Source organism: Winogradskyella endarachnes (assembly GCF_009741275.1).
Lineage (GTDB): Bacteria > Bacteroidota > Bacteroidia > Flavobacteriales > Flavobacteriaceae > Winogradskyella > Winogradskyella endarachnes.
On the sequence record NZ_WOWS01000001.1, the window covers coordinates 75,190 to 91,316 of the forward strand.

Here is a 16,127-nt window from a genome sequence, read left to right on the forward strand (position 1 = left end):
AACGACTTACCAATAAAAAACAATAAATGGGATTATTTAATAAAATGTTTGGAGGTAATGATAGAGCATCTAAAGAAGAAAAGATTTTAGCATGGCAACCTTTAAATAATGTGTCTCAATTAGAAGATATTGCTGAAAAATCTAATTTAAAAACTCAAATAATTTTTAAGCACTCTACCAGATGTGGTATTAGTAGAATGGTAATGAATCAGTTTGTAGCAGCCTATAATTTAGATTTAAATGCAGATTTATATTATCTAGATTTATTGAGTTACAGAGACGTGTCTAATGAAGTGGGTTATAAATTTCAGGTAATGCATCAGTCTCCTCAACTATTGGTAATAAAGAATGGTGTAGTTGTTACAACCGCTAGCCACGGAAGTATTAACGAAATAGACTTAGAAAAATATAGTTAAGTCTTGAGTTTATATAATAGATTTAAGATTACCAAAAAAGATTTAGAAAAACGTAGTTATGGTATTCATTTTTCTGGTTTAGATGACGTGTTTTTGGAATTTCTTGCCCAAGAAAAACAAAAAGAAAACCCGCTTTTAAGTGACTTGTACCTAGCAACTTTAGTTAAAAAAAGAAATAAACAAATTAATTCAAGTATCTATACATTATCTACATTAGGTATTGTTTGTTTAGTCATTGGTTTATATAAATTCTTTTATACAGAAGCTTTAGTAGGTGTTAATTTATTCACGCAATTTCCCCTAATTTCTAATGGTGCCATTGAGATTGCTGGAAGTCTGTTTTTATTAATTGGGAGTTATTATAGTTTTGTAAAACGAAAAGACGTGTTAGAAAGATTGGTAAAATCGGATTTAATTGAAGCTTTAAAAAAATTTAAAAGAGAAAAAGATATATTAGCATCTGCTCCGAGTAAAAAGCAAAAACGATTTAAAAAGTCTTTTAAGGTTGGCAAAAAGAAATCCTAGAAAACAAAAAACTCCTACCTAAGTAAGAGTTTTTATATACTAAGTTTTGATATTTCAACTTCTTCTAAACGCATAAGAACCGATGATATCCTTAAGCTTTAGTTTTAAATCTTCACCTGTATCATAGACCATTTGTTCGTCTGTAGGGAAACGCATTTGTCTTTGGTTTATAAGTGAAATATCGTTTTTATGTAACGCTCTTTTATCGCCTCTATAAGTTCCAAATACATTTTCAAAAACAAATCCGCTATCTATTTCAAAGGCATCTATAATTTGATTATGTTTTAAATCTGTATAAATTACATCAGCAATTACTTGTGCAGATTTCGTTTGTAAAACTTCCGTAAAACGTGCTTTAACATTAATAATCTTATCAATCTTAATATCGTTACCTAAACTGTCTTTTTTCACATTTCCGTTTCTATCTAATTGGTATTCCCAACCATCAACAATTTGCTTTTGTCTTAAAAGTTGTGTTTCGTTAATACGCTCTGGCGAAATGTTTATTTGCTTTAATTGCAATTGCATAGCAAAATCGTAATCTATAGATTCACTAGTATTAGCGTGATATGTTGTCCAGAAATCATTTAAACCATAGGTATTAAAATCAATTAAATTCGCTTCTAATTGTTGTAGAATAAACTGTTGTGTTTGATTCTGTACAGAAACATGTACATAATCCATACCAGCTTCATGTGCTTCTGTAATTAAGCTTCTGTTTTCTTCAAAATTAGGATTAATTTCTTCAATATAACTGAAAATACCATGTGCTTGTCTTGCATTATATTTATCGCCAGAATCTAATAATGAAATTCCTTGGCCAATTAAATATTCAGAGGTTTTGTATCTGTAATCTACAATTTCTGAGCTGTAATCGTTAAATTCTAAATCCAGGGTTCTACCATTTATCTGCAAAGGCATTACACGTTTAATTGCGTTTTGTCTTTTTTCTAAATCTATATAAATGTTATAAATGGTTTTGTATTGTTCTGGGTTACCATCTTTTTTAAGATGCGCAATAGCATTTAAATCTTTTTCTAAAACTTTATAGTACGCTTCCTCAAGCATTACAATATAATCTTGCTTTCGGTTTTTGTCTTTATTGTTTTCAAGTTTTCTTAACGCTTCAGAAATAGCTTGGTCGTAATTACCATGGCTAATTGCGGTTTCAATTTGTTTTTTAGCACTACAAGATATTAGTACTGAAACAAGGACTGTTAAAAGTAAAAATCTTTTCATAATGTTAGGTTTTATTGGTTATGTAATAGGTAAATCCAATTATGATGCCAAACTTATTTTTAGTGGGTTTTAAAGTTTAAATGTTGAATAGTTTAAAGGTTATTTCGTTTCTTTGCAAATCAATGGAAAGTACTATGTTTAATACGGAAAACGGTTGTTTTCATCCTTTAGAAATACATTCGGAAAAACTTCCGGAACAGTTTACATTTCCGTTTTATTATACACCACATCCGCTTTGTATTAAAGCTGCAGATGAAGTAAAATCATACTTATCTGCTCAGCAAGATTTTGAACATAATTTTGGATTAGACAAATCAAAGAAAGGTTTAAAACTAGGGAAAATGTTTGGTGTAATGTTAGTTGAAACTTTTGATGAACAATTAGGATTCCTAGCTGCATTTTCGGGAAAATTAGCAGAAAGCAATCATTTAAAAGGCTTTGTTCCGCCTGTTTATGATACTTTGAATACAGAAGGTTTTTACAAACAAAATGAAGCATATTTAAATGATTTAACGGCTAGAATTGAAGAACTAGAACTAAATCCTGAAATTGAAAAAGCCTTAGAAAAATTAAAAAAATTAAAGCTTGAAAAGATTCAAAAACTTCAAGATTTTAAAGCCAATGCAAAAACCGAAAAGCAAAAAAGAAAACAACGAAGAGTAGAAGCAGAGCTAAATCTTACAGATACTGAAAAAGCATTTTTTTTTGAAGAATTAAAACAACAAAGTATTCAGAGTAATATAGATTTAAAATATTTAAAACTACATCTGGAAGATGCGCTGAACAAAGCAGAAAAGAATTTAGCCCAATTACAAAACCCAATTGAAGCTTTAAAATTAGAACGAAAAACATTGTCGGCTCGTTTGCAAAAAGAAATTCACGAGCATTATAAATTTTTAAATGCTAAAGGCGAAACCAAAGATTTAATCACAATATTTAATAATACAGACTTAGGAAAACCACCTTCAGCTGCTGGCGAATGTGCTGCGCCTAAGTTGTTTCAGTATGCATATCAAAATAATTTAAAGCCTATTGCAATGGCCGAATTTTATTGGGGAATTGCGCCAACTAAAGAAGTTAGAAAACATGGTCAGTTTTATCCATCTTGCAGAGGACGATGCGAACCTATTTTAGGACACATGATGCAAGGTTTAGACGTAGAACCAAATCCTATTGAATTGGCTGGTGTGTTTAATGGCGAACTTGAGATAATCTATGAAGACGATTATTTACTACTGGTAAACAAACCACATGAGTTTCTATCAGTGCCAGGTAAAACTATTAAAGATTCTGTTTTAACAAGAATGCAAGCGTATTTACCAAATGCAACAGGTCCTTTATTGTTGCATCGTTTAGATATGTCCACTTCAGGATTATTATTGGTAGCTAAAAATGAAAGAACACACAAAAAGCTACAAAAACAGTTTATAGAACGCACTGTAAAAAAGTGCTATGTGGCTTTGTTAGATGGAGTTTTAAATGTTGAACAAGGCCTTATTGATTTACCATTAAGAGTAGATTTAAACAACAGACCAAGGCAATTGGTTTGTTACGAACACGGTAAAAAAGCCACAACAAAATTTGAAGTTGTTGAGGTCGTAGATAATAAAACAAGGATTCATTTTTATCCAATCTCTGGTAGAACACATCAGTTGCGTATACATGCTGCGCATCATAAAGGACTAAATATGCCAATAGTTGGCGATGATTTATACGGAAGAATTTCAAACCGATTACACCTTCATGCCGAGAGTTTGAGTTTTGAGCATCCTGTAAAGAAAGAGTGGGTTAGTTTTAGTTGTGAGGCTTCGTTTTAGTCTTAGTCTCAGTTGAGAATAAAAATTGTAAAGTAGAAAGTAATAAGTTTAAAGTGTAAAGTTAAACGTGACTTGTGATTAGTAAAAAGTTTAGAGTTTTAGTTAGTTGAAATATGTTTAATAAAAAAAGAAGATTAAAGTTATTTTACTCTAATCTTCCTTCTATATTTTTTAGATTACTGAACACTGAACACTGAACACTGAACACTGAACACTGAACACTGAACACTGAACACTGAACACTGAACACTGAACACTGAACACTGAACACTGCTTACTTCTTCTTTTTCTTAGAATCAAAAACAGGTAATAATTTTGTTTTTACAGAACCAAAACCAATTCTAATATCATCTTTTTCACAATAACCTCTCATAATAACAGTATCGTGGTCATTAATGAATTTACGTTCGGTACCATCTTTTAATTTAACTGGTTTAGTGCCTTTCCAGCTTAGTTCTAACATTGAACCGTAAGAATCTGGTGTTGGACCAGAAATGGTTCCACTGCCCATCATATCTCCTGAATTCACCGGACAGCCATTTATAGTATGGTGTGCTAATTGCTGAGACATGTTCCAGTACATATATTTAAAATTAGATTTAGAAACCGTTGTTTCTTTAGCGCCTTTAGGCTGAATTCCTACTTCTAAATTAATATCAAAGCTCTTTTTTCCTTTAGTTTGAAGATACTCAAGAGGCTTCGGGTTTTGTTTTGGGCTTTCTGTTCTAAAAGGTTCTAAAGCATCTAGTGTTACAATCCAAGGCGACATAGCAGAGGCAAAGTTTTTTCCTAAGAATGGTCCAAGAGGCACATATTCCCATTTCTGAATATCACGTGCAGACCAGTCATTAAATAATACTAAACCAAAGATATATTCTTCAGCTTCTTCAATTGGGATTGGTTCTCCTAAATCATTAGCATCAGTAGTGATAAACGCCATTTCTAATTCAAAATCTACCAATTTAGAAGGTCCAAATACAGGTTTGTCGGCACCCTCTGGTAAGGTTTGACCTTGTGGACGATGAATAGGAATTCCCGAAGGTATAATAGAAGAACTTCTACCATGATATCCAACTGGCATATGTACCCAATTTGGTAACAATGCATTGTCTGGGTCTCTAAACATAGCACCTACATTGGTTGCATGTTCTTTACTTGCGTAGAAGTCTGTGTAATCACCAACTTGTATTGGTAATTGCATTTCAATTTCATCCAAACGAAATAAAATGGTTTCTTTATGAGGAACATTATTTTTTAAGGTATCATTTTCGGCATCAAAAATTTCTGCAATTCTATTTCTAACTAAACGCCACGTTTTTCTACCATCAGCAATAAAATCATTTAAGGTATCTTGTAAAAAAATGTCGTCGGTTAACGGAATACCTTCAAAATAGCCCAATTGATGTAATGCACCAAGGTCAATTGCAGTATCTCCAATTCTAGTTCCAATTGTAATAATGTCGTCTCTGGTTAAGAAAACACCAAAAGGAATGTTCTGAATTGGGAAGTCTGAAGATTTACCGACATGTAACCAAGAGGTTCTGTCTGGATTATTGGCTGATAAAGGCATATTACTATTGTTGATTAAATGTTCATTAATTTCATTCAAACCTACATAATTTTTGATATTTAAACTAATGTATTCACTATTTTTGTGTCGATTTAATAAATACATTATATATGCAACGCGACGAACAAATTTTTGAACTCATTAACGCTGAAAAGGAACGCCAGGTTGATGGAATAGAATTAATAGCCTCTGAGAATTTTGTTAGCGACCAAGTGATGGAAGCTGCAGGTTCTGTATTAACTAACAAATATGCTGAAGGTTATCCTGGGAAGCGTTATTATGGAGGTTGTGAAGTAGTAGATGAGGTTGAAAATATTGCGATAGAAAGAGCAAAGACATTGTTTGGAGCTGCATATGCAAACGTACAACCTCACTCTGGTAGTCAGGCAAACACGGCTGTTTTTCATGCGTGTTTAAAACCAGGCGATACTATATTAGGATTTGATTTGTCTCATGGTGGACACTTAACGCATGGTTCTCCTGTTAATTTTTCGGGTAAATTATATCGTCCTACATTTTATGGAGTAAAAAAAGATACGGGTTATATTGATTACGATATGTTAGCTGACCAAGCTAAAAAAGAGCAACCAAAATTAATAATTGCTGGTGCTTCTGCATACTCTAGAGATATTGATTTTGCTAAGTTTAGAGAAGTTGCTGATAGTGTTGGCGCTGTTTTATTAGCTGATATTTCGCATCCTGCAGGTTTAATTGCAAAAGGTATTTTAAACGATCCAATGCCGCATTGTCATATTGTAACAACTACAACACACAAAACATTACGAGGCCCAAGAGGTGGAATGATTATGATGGGTGAAAATATTGATAACCCATTTGGTATTACTTTAAAGAGTGGTAAACTTCGTAAAATGTCTGGTTTATTAGATTCTGGTGTTTTCCCAGGAAACCAAGGTGGACCCTTAGAACATATTATTGCTGCTAAAGCGATTGCTTTTGGAGAAGCTTTAACTGATGAGTTTTTACATTATATGTTACAAGTGAAGCACAATGCTGATGCTATGGCTAAGGCGTTTGTAGCTAAAGATTATAACTTAATATCTGGAGGAACGGATAACCATATGATGTTAATTGACCTAAGAAATAAAAATATTACAGGTAAAGATGCTGAAAACGCCTTAGTAAAAGCAGATATTACAGTAAATAAAAACATGGTACCTTTTGATACAGAATCTCCTTTTGTAACTTCTGGTATTAGAGTAGGTACAGCAGCAATTACTACAAGAGGATTAAAGGAAACGGATATGTCTTATGTTGTAGATTTAATTGATGAAGTACTTAAGAATTACGAAAATGATACGGTATTAGAAGGTATTGCTGAAAAAGTGAATAAACTAATGGGAGGACGTCCTCTTTTTAATGTTTAGGTATTACTAAATAGATATAACGTGTTTCATTTGATAGAATGTGTTATATATTTAAATAATAAAAAAAGCCTTTCAAAATTGCATTGAAAGGCTTTTTTAAAGTAATGATAAAGAGTCAATTAGTTTAATATTTTTATCTGTTTTTTGTTGCCATTTTTTTAGTTTATCAGAATTTTTTAATTCATATTTATTAGGAGATAGTTTTATTGAAGGGTTACAAGATTCTAATACTTGGATTCCATTTTCTTTGGACGTAAAAAATAACCATTCTTTATTAGGTTTAAGTAAAGGTGTGCTACAGCCTTTAATTGTAGACAATATAATTGTTTCTGGTTCTCCTTTATAGGTTTTAATTATTTCTAATATCGCTTCTTTATTATAATTTTGGTTTGTAGCGTCTTTTACCGATGTAATTTTTGCACTAAAAACAGTGGTGTAATGTTTGAACGCTTTTTGGTAATTAAAAACACATGTGCACAGAGGTTTATTAACCGTTTGAAAAACACCAAAAATAAAAACTAATGAAATTGTTAATTTTTGAAACATATTTTAAACTTATTCTTTTGCAGAAGTACTAACTTTTTTAGAAGATTTTGTTTTATAGATTAGTAAAAAATTTAAACTAAAAGAAACTAGCAAAATAATACCAATAATAATTAGTTGGCCTGTTGTTAAATTTTTAAAAGAAGGTCTTCTTATTTTTTCTATGATAACAAGAACAAAAGGAATTAAGGCCAAACAATTAAATGTAAGCCATAGATTTTTAATAATCTCTATAGCGAATTTCGAGTAATTTAGTTTAGATTTCAAAATAACTTAATTAATCTTCAAAAGTGGTAAAAATATATGCTCCAGCATCAATTGAATTTGAAGTTCTAGAGTTGCCAAGAATATCATTATCTACACCAAATGTTGTGGTATTAATATTAATTGCTCCAGAATTTTCACCTATACGCATTAGGTTTTCAAAGGCATCTTCAAAATCTGGGTCTTCATTAAAAACATTGTTTTCGTAGAATGAATCATCATCAAAATCATATAAATCTGTACCAGATAGTGTACTATTATTAAACCTTAATAAGCAATTATTAAATTTGAAATTAAAGACACTTCCAGCACTTTCTATTGTGAATTCTGGATTGTCATTACCATATATTATACAGTTATTAAAATTAGCTTCTATTAAATCGTTTGTAAATACAGTATTATCGTCGTCTACGACATAATCATTTAAAAGTAATGCAGGATAATCCCTAAAACTACTATTCCAATAATTGGCAATGGTACAGTGTGTAAAATTGTATTTTCCACCAAAAGTTGCTGCAACTGAAGATTGTCCGCAATTGTTAGTAACTAAATTTTCTGCATTTATTGATGTTGCACGTCCTAAAACCCCAAAACTACTAAAGTTATAAATCTGAGAATTTGTTATAGTTAGTTTATCATTTACATCATTCTGGTTACCTTCAGCTAAAACACCTATAGTTCCATTTTTAATGGTAGCATAATTTATGGTATTATTTTCGCTTCCATTATATAGCCAAATTGTTCCCCATTGACCAGGAATATCTTCGTATAGTGGTTCTAATCTATCACCTTCTAAAATCACTTCGTTTTCTAAAGTATCTAGATCAGAACTGATGTCGCCATTAATATTTAAAGTAGCACCATCGGTTACAATTATACCAGAATCTGCATGAAAATGTACACGTACACCTGCTTCCATGGTTAAAGTTTTACCAGTGCCAACACCTGCATAACCATAAATAACATAAGGTTTTTCATTAGTAAAAGTGAGTTCTTCATCGCTAAGAAAACGTCCTTGTAATGTAGTCTCATCTGGTGTTCCGTCGCCATCTACATCAAAAGTTAGGGTTTCTATAATGTTAGTATCTTCATCTCTTGCAGGATATATAAAAACGGCATCTTTTACAAGGGTAACCACATCAATGTCTTGCTGATTGCTTCCTGAATCAAAAAGAATTTTATCTGTATATAAAAATTGATTCTCTAAACTGCTAAGTGTAGAAATATCAATAGTGGTTTCAATAAAAATAAATAAACTATCATTTGCTAGTAACTCTACATCTTCAAAAAACTTACCTTCTTGTTCGCCTTCTAAACCTGTTTGGCCATCAACATTCATTCTATAAAATGAATTAATACCGTTTTCTAACTGTACTGTCGGAATTACAATATCATCATCACTACGATTATAGACTTTTAAGCTATATGTACTTGATCCAATATCAGTAAAAACAGTATCTAAATAAATGGTGTCTTGTGCAAATTCTAAGTTTCCTGTGCTTGGAGAAAATTCAAAATCATCACGACAAGAACTCCAAAATAATAAGATTCCGAAACAAAGTATAAATGAGAGCAATCGCTTCATAAAGTGGTTTATATAATTAAGGCTTAAAAATATAACTTTTGAAGTTATGATTTATTATAGTTTTGGTATAAATTAATCTTTGCTTTTTATAGGTTCTTCACCATACTGTTCTAATAATATTAAAAATAGTTGACTATTTAACACTAACTCCTCTAGCAACATCATTTTATTTACGTCTTTTAATAACTCAGAGCTTATCTGCTTTGCTTCGCAGAAATCGTAAAAAAGATAGGTTTTATCTTCAGGTATATTTAAATCTTTGATCATTAAGTCTTTATTAAAAAAATCACTTTTATTAAATAAAGAATCCATTTGGGTATAAGAAATGGGTTGATAAATAGGAGCGACGTATTTATCCTTATTTTTAAATAGTTTAGCAACCAACCCAATAACTGCTAAGATATCTACAGCACCATTAGCGCCAGCTGGTTTGTATAAATGCGGATTGTTTTTAATGTCTTCTTTAATAATGTTTTGAAGGTCATTATTATAGGTTTCTTCCTTAAAAACAGGTTGTTCTGGTTCTGTTAAAATTTCAACTTCATCGAGTTGGTTTAAGATTTCGTCTAATTCAAAAACAGCTACACCATTAAAGTGAAAGTCTTTTAAAATAACTGTTTTGCTATGATAAAATAAAGATTCAAATGAAATACTATCGTTTATTTCTGCTTGTATGCTAAAATCTCCATTTGCATTGCTTAAGGTTAATCGATTTTGTGTTTTATTGTAAATTTTGATGTTTTTAACAATGCCTTTTGCATCGTAAATTTTTCCATTTAGAGTTTGAGCATTATGCATAAACGGTAAGCATAACACCAAGAGGAGTAGTGTAGTTTTTTTCATATTGATTTTGATTGATGCTCTAAAGAAAAGCGATTCAATTGATAATCAATATCTCATTAAATAAACTTTAACCTAAATAAATGTTAAGTTTACGTTAGAGGTATTTACAAAATGTGTTATAAGTAGATTGAAAATTGAAATTAAAAGAGTTTTCTAATCTCTGTAATAATCCTTGTAGGTCGCTGCGTTTTATTATCTATAAGACACCATTTTGCTTTAGACTTTACAATTAATTTGTTGGTCTTTGCATTGATGATTTCGACATGCCGAATCGTTGATACACCTTCAACTTCTGACACGTATGTTTTAAGATGTAAAGTATCACCAAGCAATGCCTGACTTTTATACTCAATATAATGATTGACTAAAAACCAAGAGTAAGCCTCTAAAATTTCTTTTGTTGCAAAAGCGAGCCAATGCTCTTTGGCAATATCTTGAACCCATTGCACATAACGAACATTATTTACATGGTTAAGATCATCAATATCATCTTGTTTAACGGTAATTGTTTTCTCAAATATGTACATCCTTAATTTTTCTTACTAAAGGCTAAGAATTACTGAGCTAAAATTTTTACTTCAAAAAGTTTATCCCAGTTTTTACCAGTAACAAAAATAGTTTTGCGTTCTGGATGGTAAGCAATTCCGTTTAGTACATCTAATTCTGCATGTTGTGTTACTAATTTTCGTAAAGATTCAAAATTAATAACACCTTCAACACCACCTGTTTTTGGGTTAATAATGGCAACACCATTTCTTTGGTAGATATTTGCAAATATCTTTCCATCGATCCACTCTAATTCATTTAGACTAGGTATTTTTCCTTTTTGTGTATAAACCTCAATATGGTTTTGTTCTATTAATGTTTCAGGGTCTAAAAGGTAGATTTTTTCTGTACCATCAGATTTATAGAGTATTTTATCATTGTTACAAATTCCCCAACCTTCTTTACTGGCACCATAATTAAAGCTGCTTAGTTTTTCAAAGGTGCTTACATCGTAAACAAACCCTCTTTTAGATTGCCATGTTAGTTGGTAGATCTTATCATTAAGTATGGTTAATCCTTCGCCAAAATATTGATCTTCTAAATCTATGTTTTTTAAAATTTCACCAGTTTCAAAATTTACCTTTCTAAGTTTAGATTCTTTTCTTTGCCCTGTACTTTCGTATAATTCACCATTATAAAACTCTAAACCTTGGGTATAAGAAGTAATATCGTGAGGGTAGGTGTTTATAATTTCAAAAGTGTAAATAGTTGGTATTACATTATTAAATACTACAACCGATTTAGAAAGTGTTTCTGTATTTCCTTCAACATTTACGGTTGCTGTAATAGTCTTTTTACCAAGTGTTACGTCGTTAAGTATGGTATTGTCTTTTATTGATTTTCCATTCATTTCATAAGTAACACCAGAGATATCTAACTTCTTTGGGTTATTTATAGATAATTGAAGTGTATCACCTAACATTAACGATTGTTCATTAATTTTTATAGATAAACTAGAATTTTTTGAAGTATTATTTCCGCCACAGTTGGTTAAAATTAAAGCTAATGATAAGATTATTAAATATTTAGAAAGGTGCATAGGTTTGATTTGATTTTTTAGCAAGTTATTAAATTAAATTCAGTTTAAAAATCTCTAATTAATTATTGTGAAAGTTTGAAAAGGTTGTATCTTTGCAGCCGGCAAGTCCTACACAACCAGCTCCTGTTGAATCCTCCAGGGCGGGAACGCAGCAAAGGTAAACGGTTGTAGCGGTGTGATGTAGGTAGCTTGCCTTTTTTTATGCAATAAATTCAAATCTTGAAAGCTATGGCTAATCAGGATTTTTTTGTTTAAAAGCAAAAAATAAAGCGCAAGTAAAATTCTACTAATTAAGTAATTTGTATTTTCGAAATTATAATATATAATAAGGTATGTCTAAAGTTGTATTAATAACAGGAGGATCATCTGGAATAGGAAAATCGGTTGGTGAGTTTTTGCAAACCAAAGGTTTTATAGTTTATGGCACAAGCAGAAATCCTGATAATTATCCTAATAGTAAATTCCCAATTGTGGCTTTAGATGTGACTAAACCTGAAACTATTTCTAAATGTATTTTTGATGTTTTATCTAAAGAATCTAAAATAGATATCCTTCTTAATAATGCAGGTGCAGGAATTACAGGTCCTATTGAAGAAATTCCTGAAGCTGAAATAAAACGTAATTTTGAAACCAATTTTTTTGGTCCAATCAATGTTATAAAGGCTGTTTTACCATCAATGCGTCAACAAAATTCTGGTTTAATAATTAACGTTACCTCAATAGCTGGTTATATGGGATTACCGTATAGAGGCGTTTACAGCGCAAGTAAAGGTGCTTTAGAGTTAATTACCGAAGCTTTTAGAATGGAATTAAAAGCTTTTAATATTAACATGACCAATGTAGCACCAGGTGATTTTGCTACTAATATCGCAGCAGGTCGTTACCATGCACCAGCTTTAGAAAATTCACCATACAAGGAAACCTACGGAAAAACGTTGCGTATGATGGACGAACACGTTGATAGCGGTAGTGACCCTAAACAAATGGCAGAGGCTATTTATAAAATCATTGAATCAAAGAACCCTAAAATCCATTATAAGGTTGGTGCTTTTTTACAGAAATTCTCAATTGTTTTAAAACGAATTCTTCCAGATACGGTTTATGAGAAAATGTTGATGAATCATTATAAGTTATAAGTTAAACATCTAAAAGTTGATAAGGATTTGTGAAAGACTTAAAAAAGATTAAAATTTATACAATTCTTATTCATTGCTTTATAATAATAGGAGTAGGACATGGTATAGGCATTTTACTGGTTTTAGATTATTTAAGTGTACAATCTTTATTTAACAACGAAATAATTTTTAATTTAAGTGGTAACTATCAAGATAGATTAGAGCTGGTTGGTTTAATTTCTTTCATTGGTAAAATTATTTTAATTGTTAGCTTTTTTGTTTCACGTAAAATATTTAAGAATACACTTAATTTAGTTGGTGTTATAGTATTATGGATTTCCGTTTATATACTTACCTCAGGAAATTGGAGCTACGATGGTTTATATCCAATTTCATTTATTACAAGTGTTCCTTTCATAATAGCATCGTTATTTTTAGTTTATTATACTTTAATGAGTTTGAATAAAAGGAAATCTATTCCTTAATAAGATAGCATTGGTACATTATTTGTGACCTTACGCACAAATCATCAATCATTAAATCATTAAAAATTTCAATTCTATTAGTTTGTTTGCTATCCTTGAGTTGCGATACTATTGTAGACTGTATTATTAATAAAAGACCTGAGATTCCAAACAAATCCTTTACGGTAGGAAATATTGGTTATTACTATCAAGACGACATAACAGCAGAAATTAAAAATGAACCTAACGATAATTACTACGACTATTATTTTGATGTTTATGGAAATCTCCCAGACGGTTTAGATTTGTATACGGATTATAGAACCCTGTCTATAGAAGGCGTGCCAGAAACCTCAGGGAGTTTTACATTTACAATTCAATTGTATGTAGATCCGCCTGAGTATTATGATGAAGATTCTCAAGAGTGGGAAGATAATTTGTGTTCCCATTCAACTTCTAAAGAATTTACTATTCTAATCAATTGATGTATTATAGATAATTAAATCTATAAAAATATACATTTAAAATAATTGAAAATCGTACTTTAGCGGCAACTAAAAACACAACAATTCAAAATAAATTTTCATGAAATTTTTTATCGATACAGCAAACTTAGAGCAGATTAAAGAAGCTCAAGATATGGGTATTTTAGATGGTGTTACTACAAACCCATCATTAATGGCAAAAGAAGGTATTACTGGTACCAATAATATATTAAAACATTATGTAGACATCTGTAATATTGTAGAAGGCGATGTTTCTGCAGAAGTGATCTCTACAGATTTTGAAGGTATGGTAAGAGAAGGTGAAGCTTTGGCAGAATTACATGATCAGATTGTAATTAAATTACCTATGATCAAAGATGGAGTAAAGGCTTGTAAGTATTTCTCAGATAGAGGTATTAAAACAAATGTAACGTTAGTATTTTCTCCTGGTCAGGCTTTATTGGCTGCAAAAGCAGGAGCTACTTATGTGTCTCCTTTTATTGGGCGTTTAGATGATATTTCTACGGATGGATTAAATCTTATTGCAGAAATTAGACATATCTATGATAACTATACTTTTGAAACTGAAATTTTAGCAGCTTCCGTTCGTCATACCATGCATGTTATTGATTGTGCTAAATTAGGTGCAGATGTAATGACAGGGCCTTTAAGTTCTATAACAGGCTTGTTAAAGCATCCTTTAACTGACGCTGGTTTAGCTAAGTTTTTAGCAGATTATAACAAGGGAAATTAAGTTTATATATAAACGTTTAAGACTAATTAAAGAGCATCTTGTTTTACAATAAGGTGCTTTTTTTGTAGTAAAGTCTTTAGGGTTTCATCAAAATCTGACCTAAAGATATTTACATTAGGATGCAGTATAATGCCATCCTCATCAACAATTATAGACTTGTTAAGATAGTTAACTGCTAACGTTTTTCTGGCTGTTTTAGAGTTCTTAAACTTAAACTCATTAATCGTTGGAAAGTTGTAATTATTTATTATGTTTTTCCAAAATTTATCGTCATTATCATTTACGTTTATAGAGATAAAGTCCATTTCCGGATACTTAGACTTTAACTTTTCTACCATGTAATGACTATTTCTATATTGAGATTTAGAATTAGAAGACCAAAAATATATAATGGTTGGCTTGGTTATTATAGAATCTATAAAATGATGTGTGTCGTTGTAATTAACCAATTCAATATTTGGCAAAGGATTACCTTGTCTTAAGAGTTTTAAGGAAGATACTAACTCTTTCATATAAGATTTATCGTCTTCATTAGTACTTTTTGCTAAATAATGATTAAGTAATTCATTAGCTTCATCCTCAGTATGGTTATTACTAATATATTCTCTAGCTTTATATTTTAGTAAATTATTTTTAATAGCAGTATCGCTTATTATACTATCAATTAAGTCTAGCTTGTTTTTATTATAGCACATTGCATGTCTATTAAATTTACTATGGTACGGATTGTTTTCGTAATAATCTTTAATAGCTAAGTTATCAATGTTAGAAAACAGAAATCGATTATAAGCAAAAAAATGACTTAAGTGATTGGCGTTATAATCAATATTTTTTCTATGGTTAAAGAATGTTTCTGGTAAATCCTTAATATGTATCATTTTGTTATTACCGAAATAAGCAAAAGGATAAATCTCTTTATCAGCGTAGGTGTTATAGTTAATATTGGCTTCTACAATAGACTTAAAAAATTCAGATTCTTTATTCTTTAGTAAAAATTCATGAAAATCTTCCAATTGTTTCAATCGTCTATTTTCAACAAATTCATGAAAATCTTCAGGTTCCATCTTAGAATATTCTACCAATTTCTTAGCTTCTTTTTCACTAGATAAATAGGTTTTTAGCAGGTAATTATTCTTTTTAGCCCCTTTACCTGTAAATACTAAAGATTCATCAAAATCATAAGTATTTAATCTTATCATTATGCTATCATCTGGTTCTAGTAATATCATCTGGTATTCACCTCCATGTGTAATAGAATGCAAACCAGGTTGAAGGTTGTCTATTTTATGAATAAATCTATTATTGTCATCTAAAGTAATAGAATCTACAATTTTGCCCTTAGTATTAAATAGTACTATACTTTTATTCTTAGGGTTTATAATTTCACCACCAATATAAGCATACTCATTAGTATTATTACCTTTAAATTGGCATCCAAAAGTAACAGACAGTAAAGTAAGAGCAATTACAGTATATCGATTAAGCATATATTATTGTATAAGTTTGTGTAACAAAAATATACGTTGCTTAGCTGATC

The 16,127-nt window shown here is 30.6% G+C and carries 16 protein-coding genes and 1 other RNA gene; 9 read left to right on the plus strand and 8 right to left on the minus strand.

From position 1 onward, the window contains the following. Window positions 1-26 precede the first annotated feature (26 nt). Window positions 27-416 (plus strand): bacillithiol system redox-active protein YtxJ, encoded by a 390-nt coding sequence (gene ytxJ, locus GN138_RS00350; RefSeq protein ID WP_157361334.1) that lies wholly within the window; start codon window positions 27-29, stop codon window positions 414-416. A 3-nt stretch (window positions 417-419) separates the two neighbouring features. Beyond that, on the plus strand, window positions 420-941 hold the full coding sequence (locus GN138_RS00355; RefSeq protein ID WP_157361335.1) for a hypothetical protein: 522 nt from the start codon (window positions 420-422) through the stop codon (window positions 939-941). 54 nt (window positions 942-995) lie between these two features. Here GN138_RS00355 and GN138_RS00360 read toward each other — a convergent pair whose 3' ends face one another. After that, the gene (locus tag GN138_RS00360; RefSeq protein ID WP_157361336.1) at window positions 996-2,180 is read right to left on the minus strand and encodes a hypothetical protein; all 1,185 of its coding nucleotides are present in this window, start codon (window positions 2,178-2,180) and stop codon (window positions 996-998) included. 122 nt (window positions 2,181-2,302) lie between these two features. On the opposite strand from GN138_RS00360, the gene GN138_RS00365 reads away from it, so the two are divergent. Beyond that, window positions 2,303-3,997: an RluA family pseudouridine synthase gene (locus GN138_RS00365; RefSeq protein WP_231743008.1), complete on the plus strand. Its 1,695-nt coding sequence runs from the start codon at window positions 2,303-2,305 to the stop codon at window positions 3,995-3,997. A 274-nt stretch (window positions 3,998-4,271) separates the two neighbouring features. On the opposite strand, the gene fahA is transcribed toward GN138_RS00365, so the two are convergent. Further along, window positions 4,272-5,567, minus strand: coding sequence for a fumarylacetoacetase (gene fahA, locus GN138_RS00370; RefSeq protein ID WP_157362619.1), 1,296 nt, complete (start codon window positions 5,565-5,567; stop codon window positions 4,272-4,274). Window positions 5,568-5,677: 110 nt separating this feature from the next. Here fahA and GN138_RS00375 point away from each other — a divergent pair, with 110 nt between their 5' ends. Then, on the plus strand, window positions 5,678-6,952 hold the full coding sequence (locus tag GN138_RS00375) for a serine hydroxymethyltransferase (RefSeq protein WP_157361337.1): 1,275 nt from the start codon (window positions 5,678-5,680) through the stop codon (window positions 6,950-6,952). A 96-nt stretch (window positions 6,953-7,048) separates the two neighbouring features. On the opposite strand, the gene GN138_RS00380 is transcribed toward GN138_RS00375, so the two are convergent. From GN138_RS00380 to GN138_RS00400, 5 genes are all read right to left on the minus strand, one after another. Next, window positions 7,049-7,498 (minus strand): hypothetical protein, encoded by a 450-nt coding sequence (locus tag GN138_RS00380; RefSeq protein WP_157361338.1) that lies wholly within the window; start codon window positions 7,496-7,498, stop codon window positions 7,049-7,051. 274 nt (window positions 7,499-7,772) lie between these two features. After that, window positions 7,773-9,344 carry a hypothetical protein gene (locus GN138_RS00385; RefSeq protein ID WP_157361339.1) on the minus strand — a complete coding sequence of 524 codons (1,572 nt, stop codon included), beginning with the start codon at window positions 9,342-9,344 and terminating at the stop codon, window positions 7,773-7,775. 72 nt (window positions 9,345-9,416) lie between these two features. Continuing rightward, on the minus strand, window positions 9,417-10,187 hold the full coding sequence (locus GN138_RS00390) for a hypothetical protein (RefSeq protein WP_157361340.1): 771 nt from the start codon (window positions 10,185-10,187) through the stop codon (window positions 9,417-9,419). Between the two features lie 140 nt (window positions 10,188-10,327). Beyond that, window positions 10,328-10,714 carry an acyl-CoA thioesterase gene (locus tag GN138_RS00395; protein ID WP_157361341.1) on the minus strand — a complete coding sequence of 129 codons (387 nt, stop codon included), beginning with the start codon at window positions 10,712-10,714 and terminating at the stop codon, window positions 10,328-10,330. A gap of 29 nt (window positions 10,715-10,743) precedes the next feature. Next, window positions 10,744-11,772, minus strand: coding sequence for a glutaminyl-peptide cyclotransferase (locus tag GN138_RS00400; RefSeq protein WP_157361342.1), 1,029 nt, complete (start codon window positions 11,770-11,772; stop codon window positions 10,744-10,746). A gap of 99 nt (window positions 11,773-11,871) precedes the next feature. Between GN138_RS00400 and ffs the strand changes: the two genes are divergently transcribed. The 5 genes from ffs to fsa all read left to right on the plus strand — a co-directional run bounded on the left by ffs (window position 11,872) and on the right by fsa (window position 14,590). Then, window positions 11,872-11,970: signal recognition particle sRNA small type (gene ffs / locus GN138_RS00405), an RNA gene on the plus strand. Between the two features lie 134 nt (window positions 11,971-12,104). Beyond that, a complete protein-coding gene (locus tag GN138_RS00410) occupies window positions 12,105-12,908 on the plus strand; it encodes an SDR family oxidoreductase (protein ID WP_157361343.1) in 804 nt (267 codons plus the stop codon). Between the two features lie 29 nt (window positions 12,909-12,937). Then, on the plus strand, window positions 12,938-13,372 hold the full coding sequence (locus GN138_RS00415; RefSeq protein ID WP_157361344.1) for a hypothetical protein: 435 nt from the start codon (window positions 12,938-12,940) through the stop codon (window positions 13,370-13,372). 95 nt (window positions 13,373-13,467) lie between these two features. Beyond that, window positions 13,468-13,836 carry a hypothetical protein gene (locus GN138_RS00420; RefSeq protein ID WP_157361345.1) on the plus strand — a complete coding sequence of 123 codons (369 nt, stop codon included), beginning with the start codon at window positions 13,468-13,470 and terminating at the stop codon, window positions 13,834-13,836. A gap of 100 nt (window positions 13,837-13,936) precedes the next feature. Next, the gene (gene fsa / locus GN138_RS00425; protein WP_157361346.1) at window positions 13,937-14,590 is read left to right on the plus strand and encodes a fructose-6-phosphate aldolase; all 654 of its coding nucleotides are present in this window, start codon (window positions 13,937-13,939) and stop codon (window positions 14,588-14,590) included. Between the two features lie 26 nt (window positions 14,591-14,616). On the opposite strand, the gene GN138_RS00430 is transcribed toward fsa, so the two are convergent. Further along, window positions 14,617-16,077: a TlpA family protein disulfide reductase gene (locus GN138_RS00430; RefSeq protein ID WP_157361347.1), complete on the minus strand. Its 1,461-nt coding sequence runs from the start codon at window positions 16,075-16,077 to the stop codon at window positions 14,617-14,619. Window positions 16,078-16,127: the final 50 nt, after the last annotated feature.

Bases quoted from the DNA above. Each gene is read 5' to 3' on its own strand.
- GN138_RS00360 (WP_157361336.1), bottom strand. From the start codon at position 2,180: ATGAAAAGATTTTTACTTTTAACAGTCCTTGTTTCAGTACTAATATCT.
- fahA (WP_157362619.1), bottom strand. From the start codon at position 5,567: ATGCCTTTATCAGCCAATAATCCAGACAGAACCTCTTGGTTACATGTC.
- fsa (WP_157361346.1), top strand. From the start codon at position 13,937: ATGAAATTTTTTATCGATACAGCAAACTTAGAGCAGATTAAAGAAGCT.
- GN138_RS00375 (WP_157361337.1), top strand. From the start codon at position 5,678: ATGCAACGCGACGAACAAATTTTTGAACTCATTAACGCTGAAAAGGAA.
- GN138_RS00395 (WP_157361341.1), bottom strand. From the start codon at position 10,714: ATGTACATATTTGAGAAAACAATTACCGTTAAACAAGATGATATTGAT.
- GN138_RS00385 (WP_157361339.1), bottom strand. From the start codon at position 9,344: ATGAAGCGATTGCTCTCATTTATACTTTGTTTCGGAATCTTATTATTT.
- GN138_RS00430 (WP_157361347.1), bottom strand. From the start codon at position 16,077: ATGCTTAATCGATATACTGTAATTGCTCTTACTTTACTGTCTGTTACT.
- GN138_RS00365 (WP_231743008.1), top strand. From the start codon at position 2,303: ATGGAAAGTACTATGTTTAATACGGAAAACGGTTGTTTTCATCCTTTA.
- GN138_RS00390 (WP_157361340.1), bottom strand. From the start codon at position 10,187: ATGAAAAAAACTACACTACTCCTCTTGGTGTTATGCTTACCGTTTATG.
- GN138_RS00400 (WP_157361342.1), bottom strand. From the start codon at position 11,772: ATGCACCTTTCTAAATATTTAATAATCTTATCATTAGCTTTAATTTTA.
- GN138_RS00380 (WP_157361338.1), bottom strand. From the start codon at position 7,498: ATGTTTCAAAAATTAACAATTTCATTAGTTTTTATTTTTGGTGTTTTT.
- ytxJ (WP_157361334.1), top strand. From the start codon at position 27: ATGGGATTATTTAATAAAATGTTTGGAGGTAATGATAGAGCATCTAAA.
- GN138_RS00410 (WP_157361343.1), top strand. From the start codon at position 12,105: ATGTCTAAAGTTGTATTAATAACAGGAGGATCATCTGGAATAGGAAAA.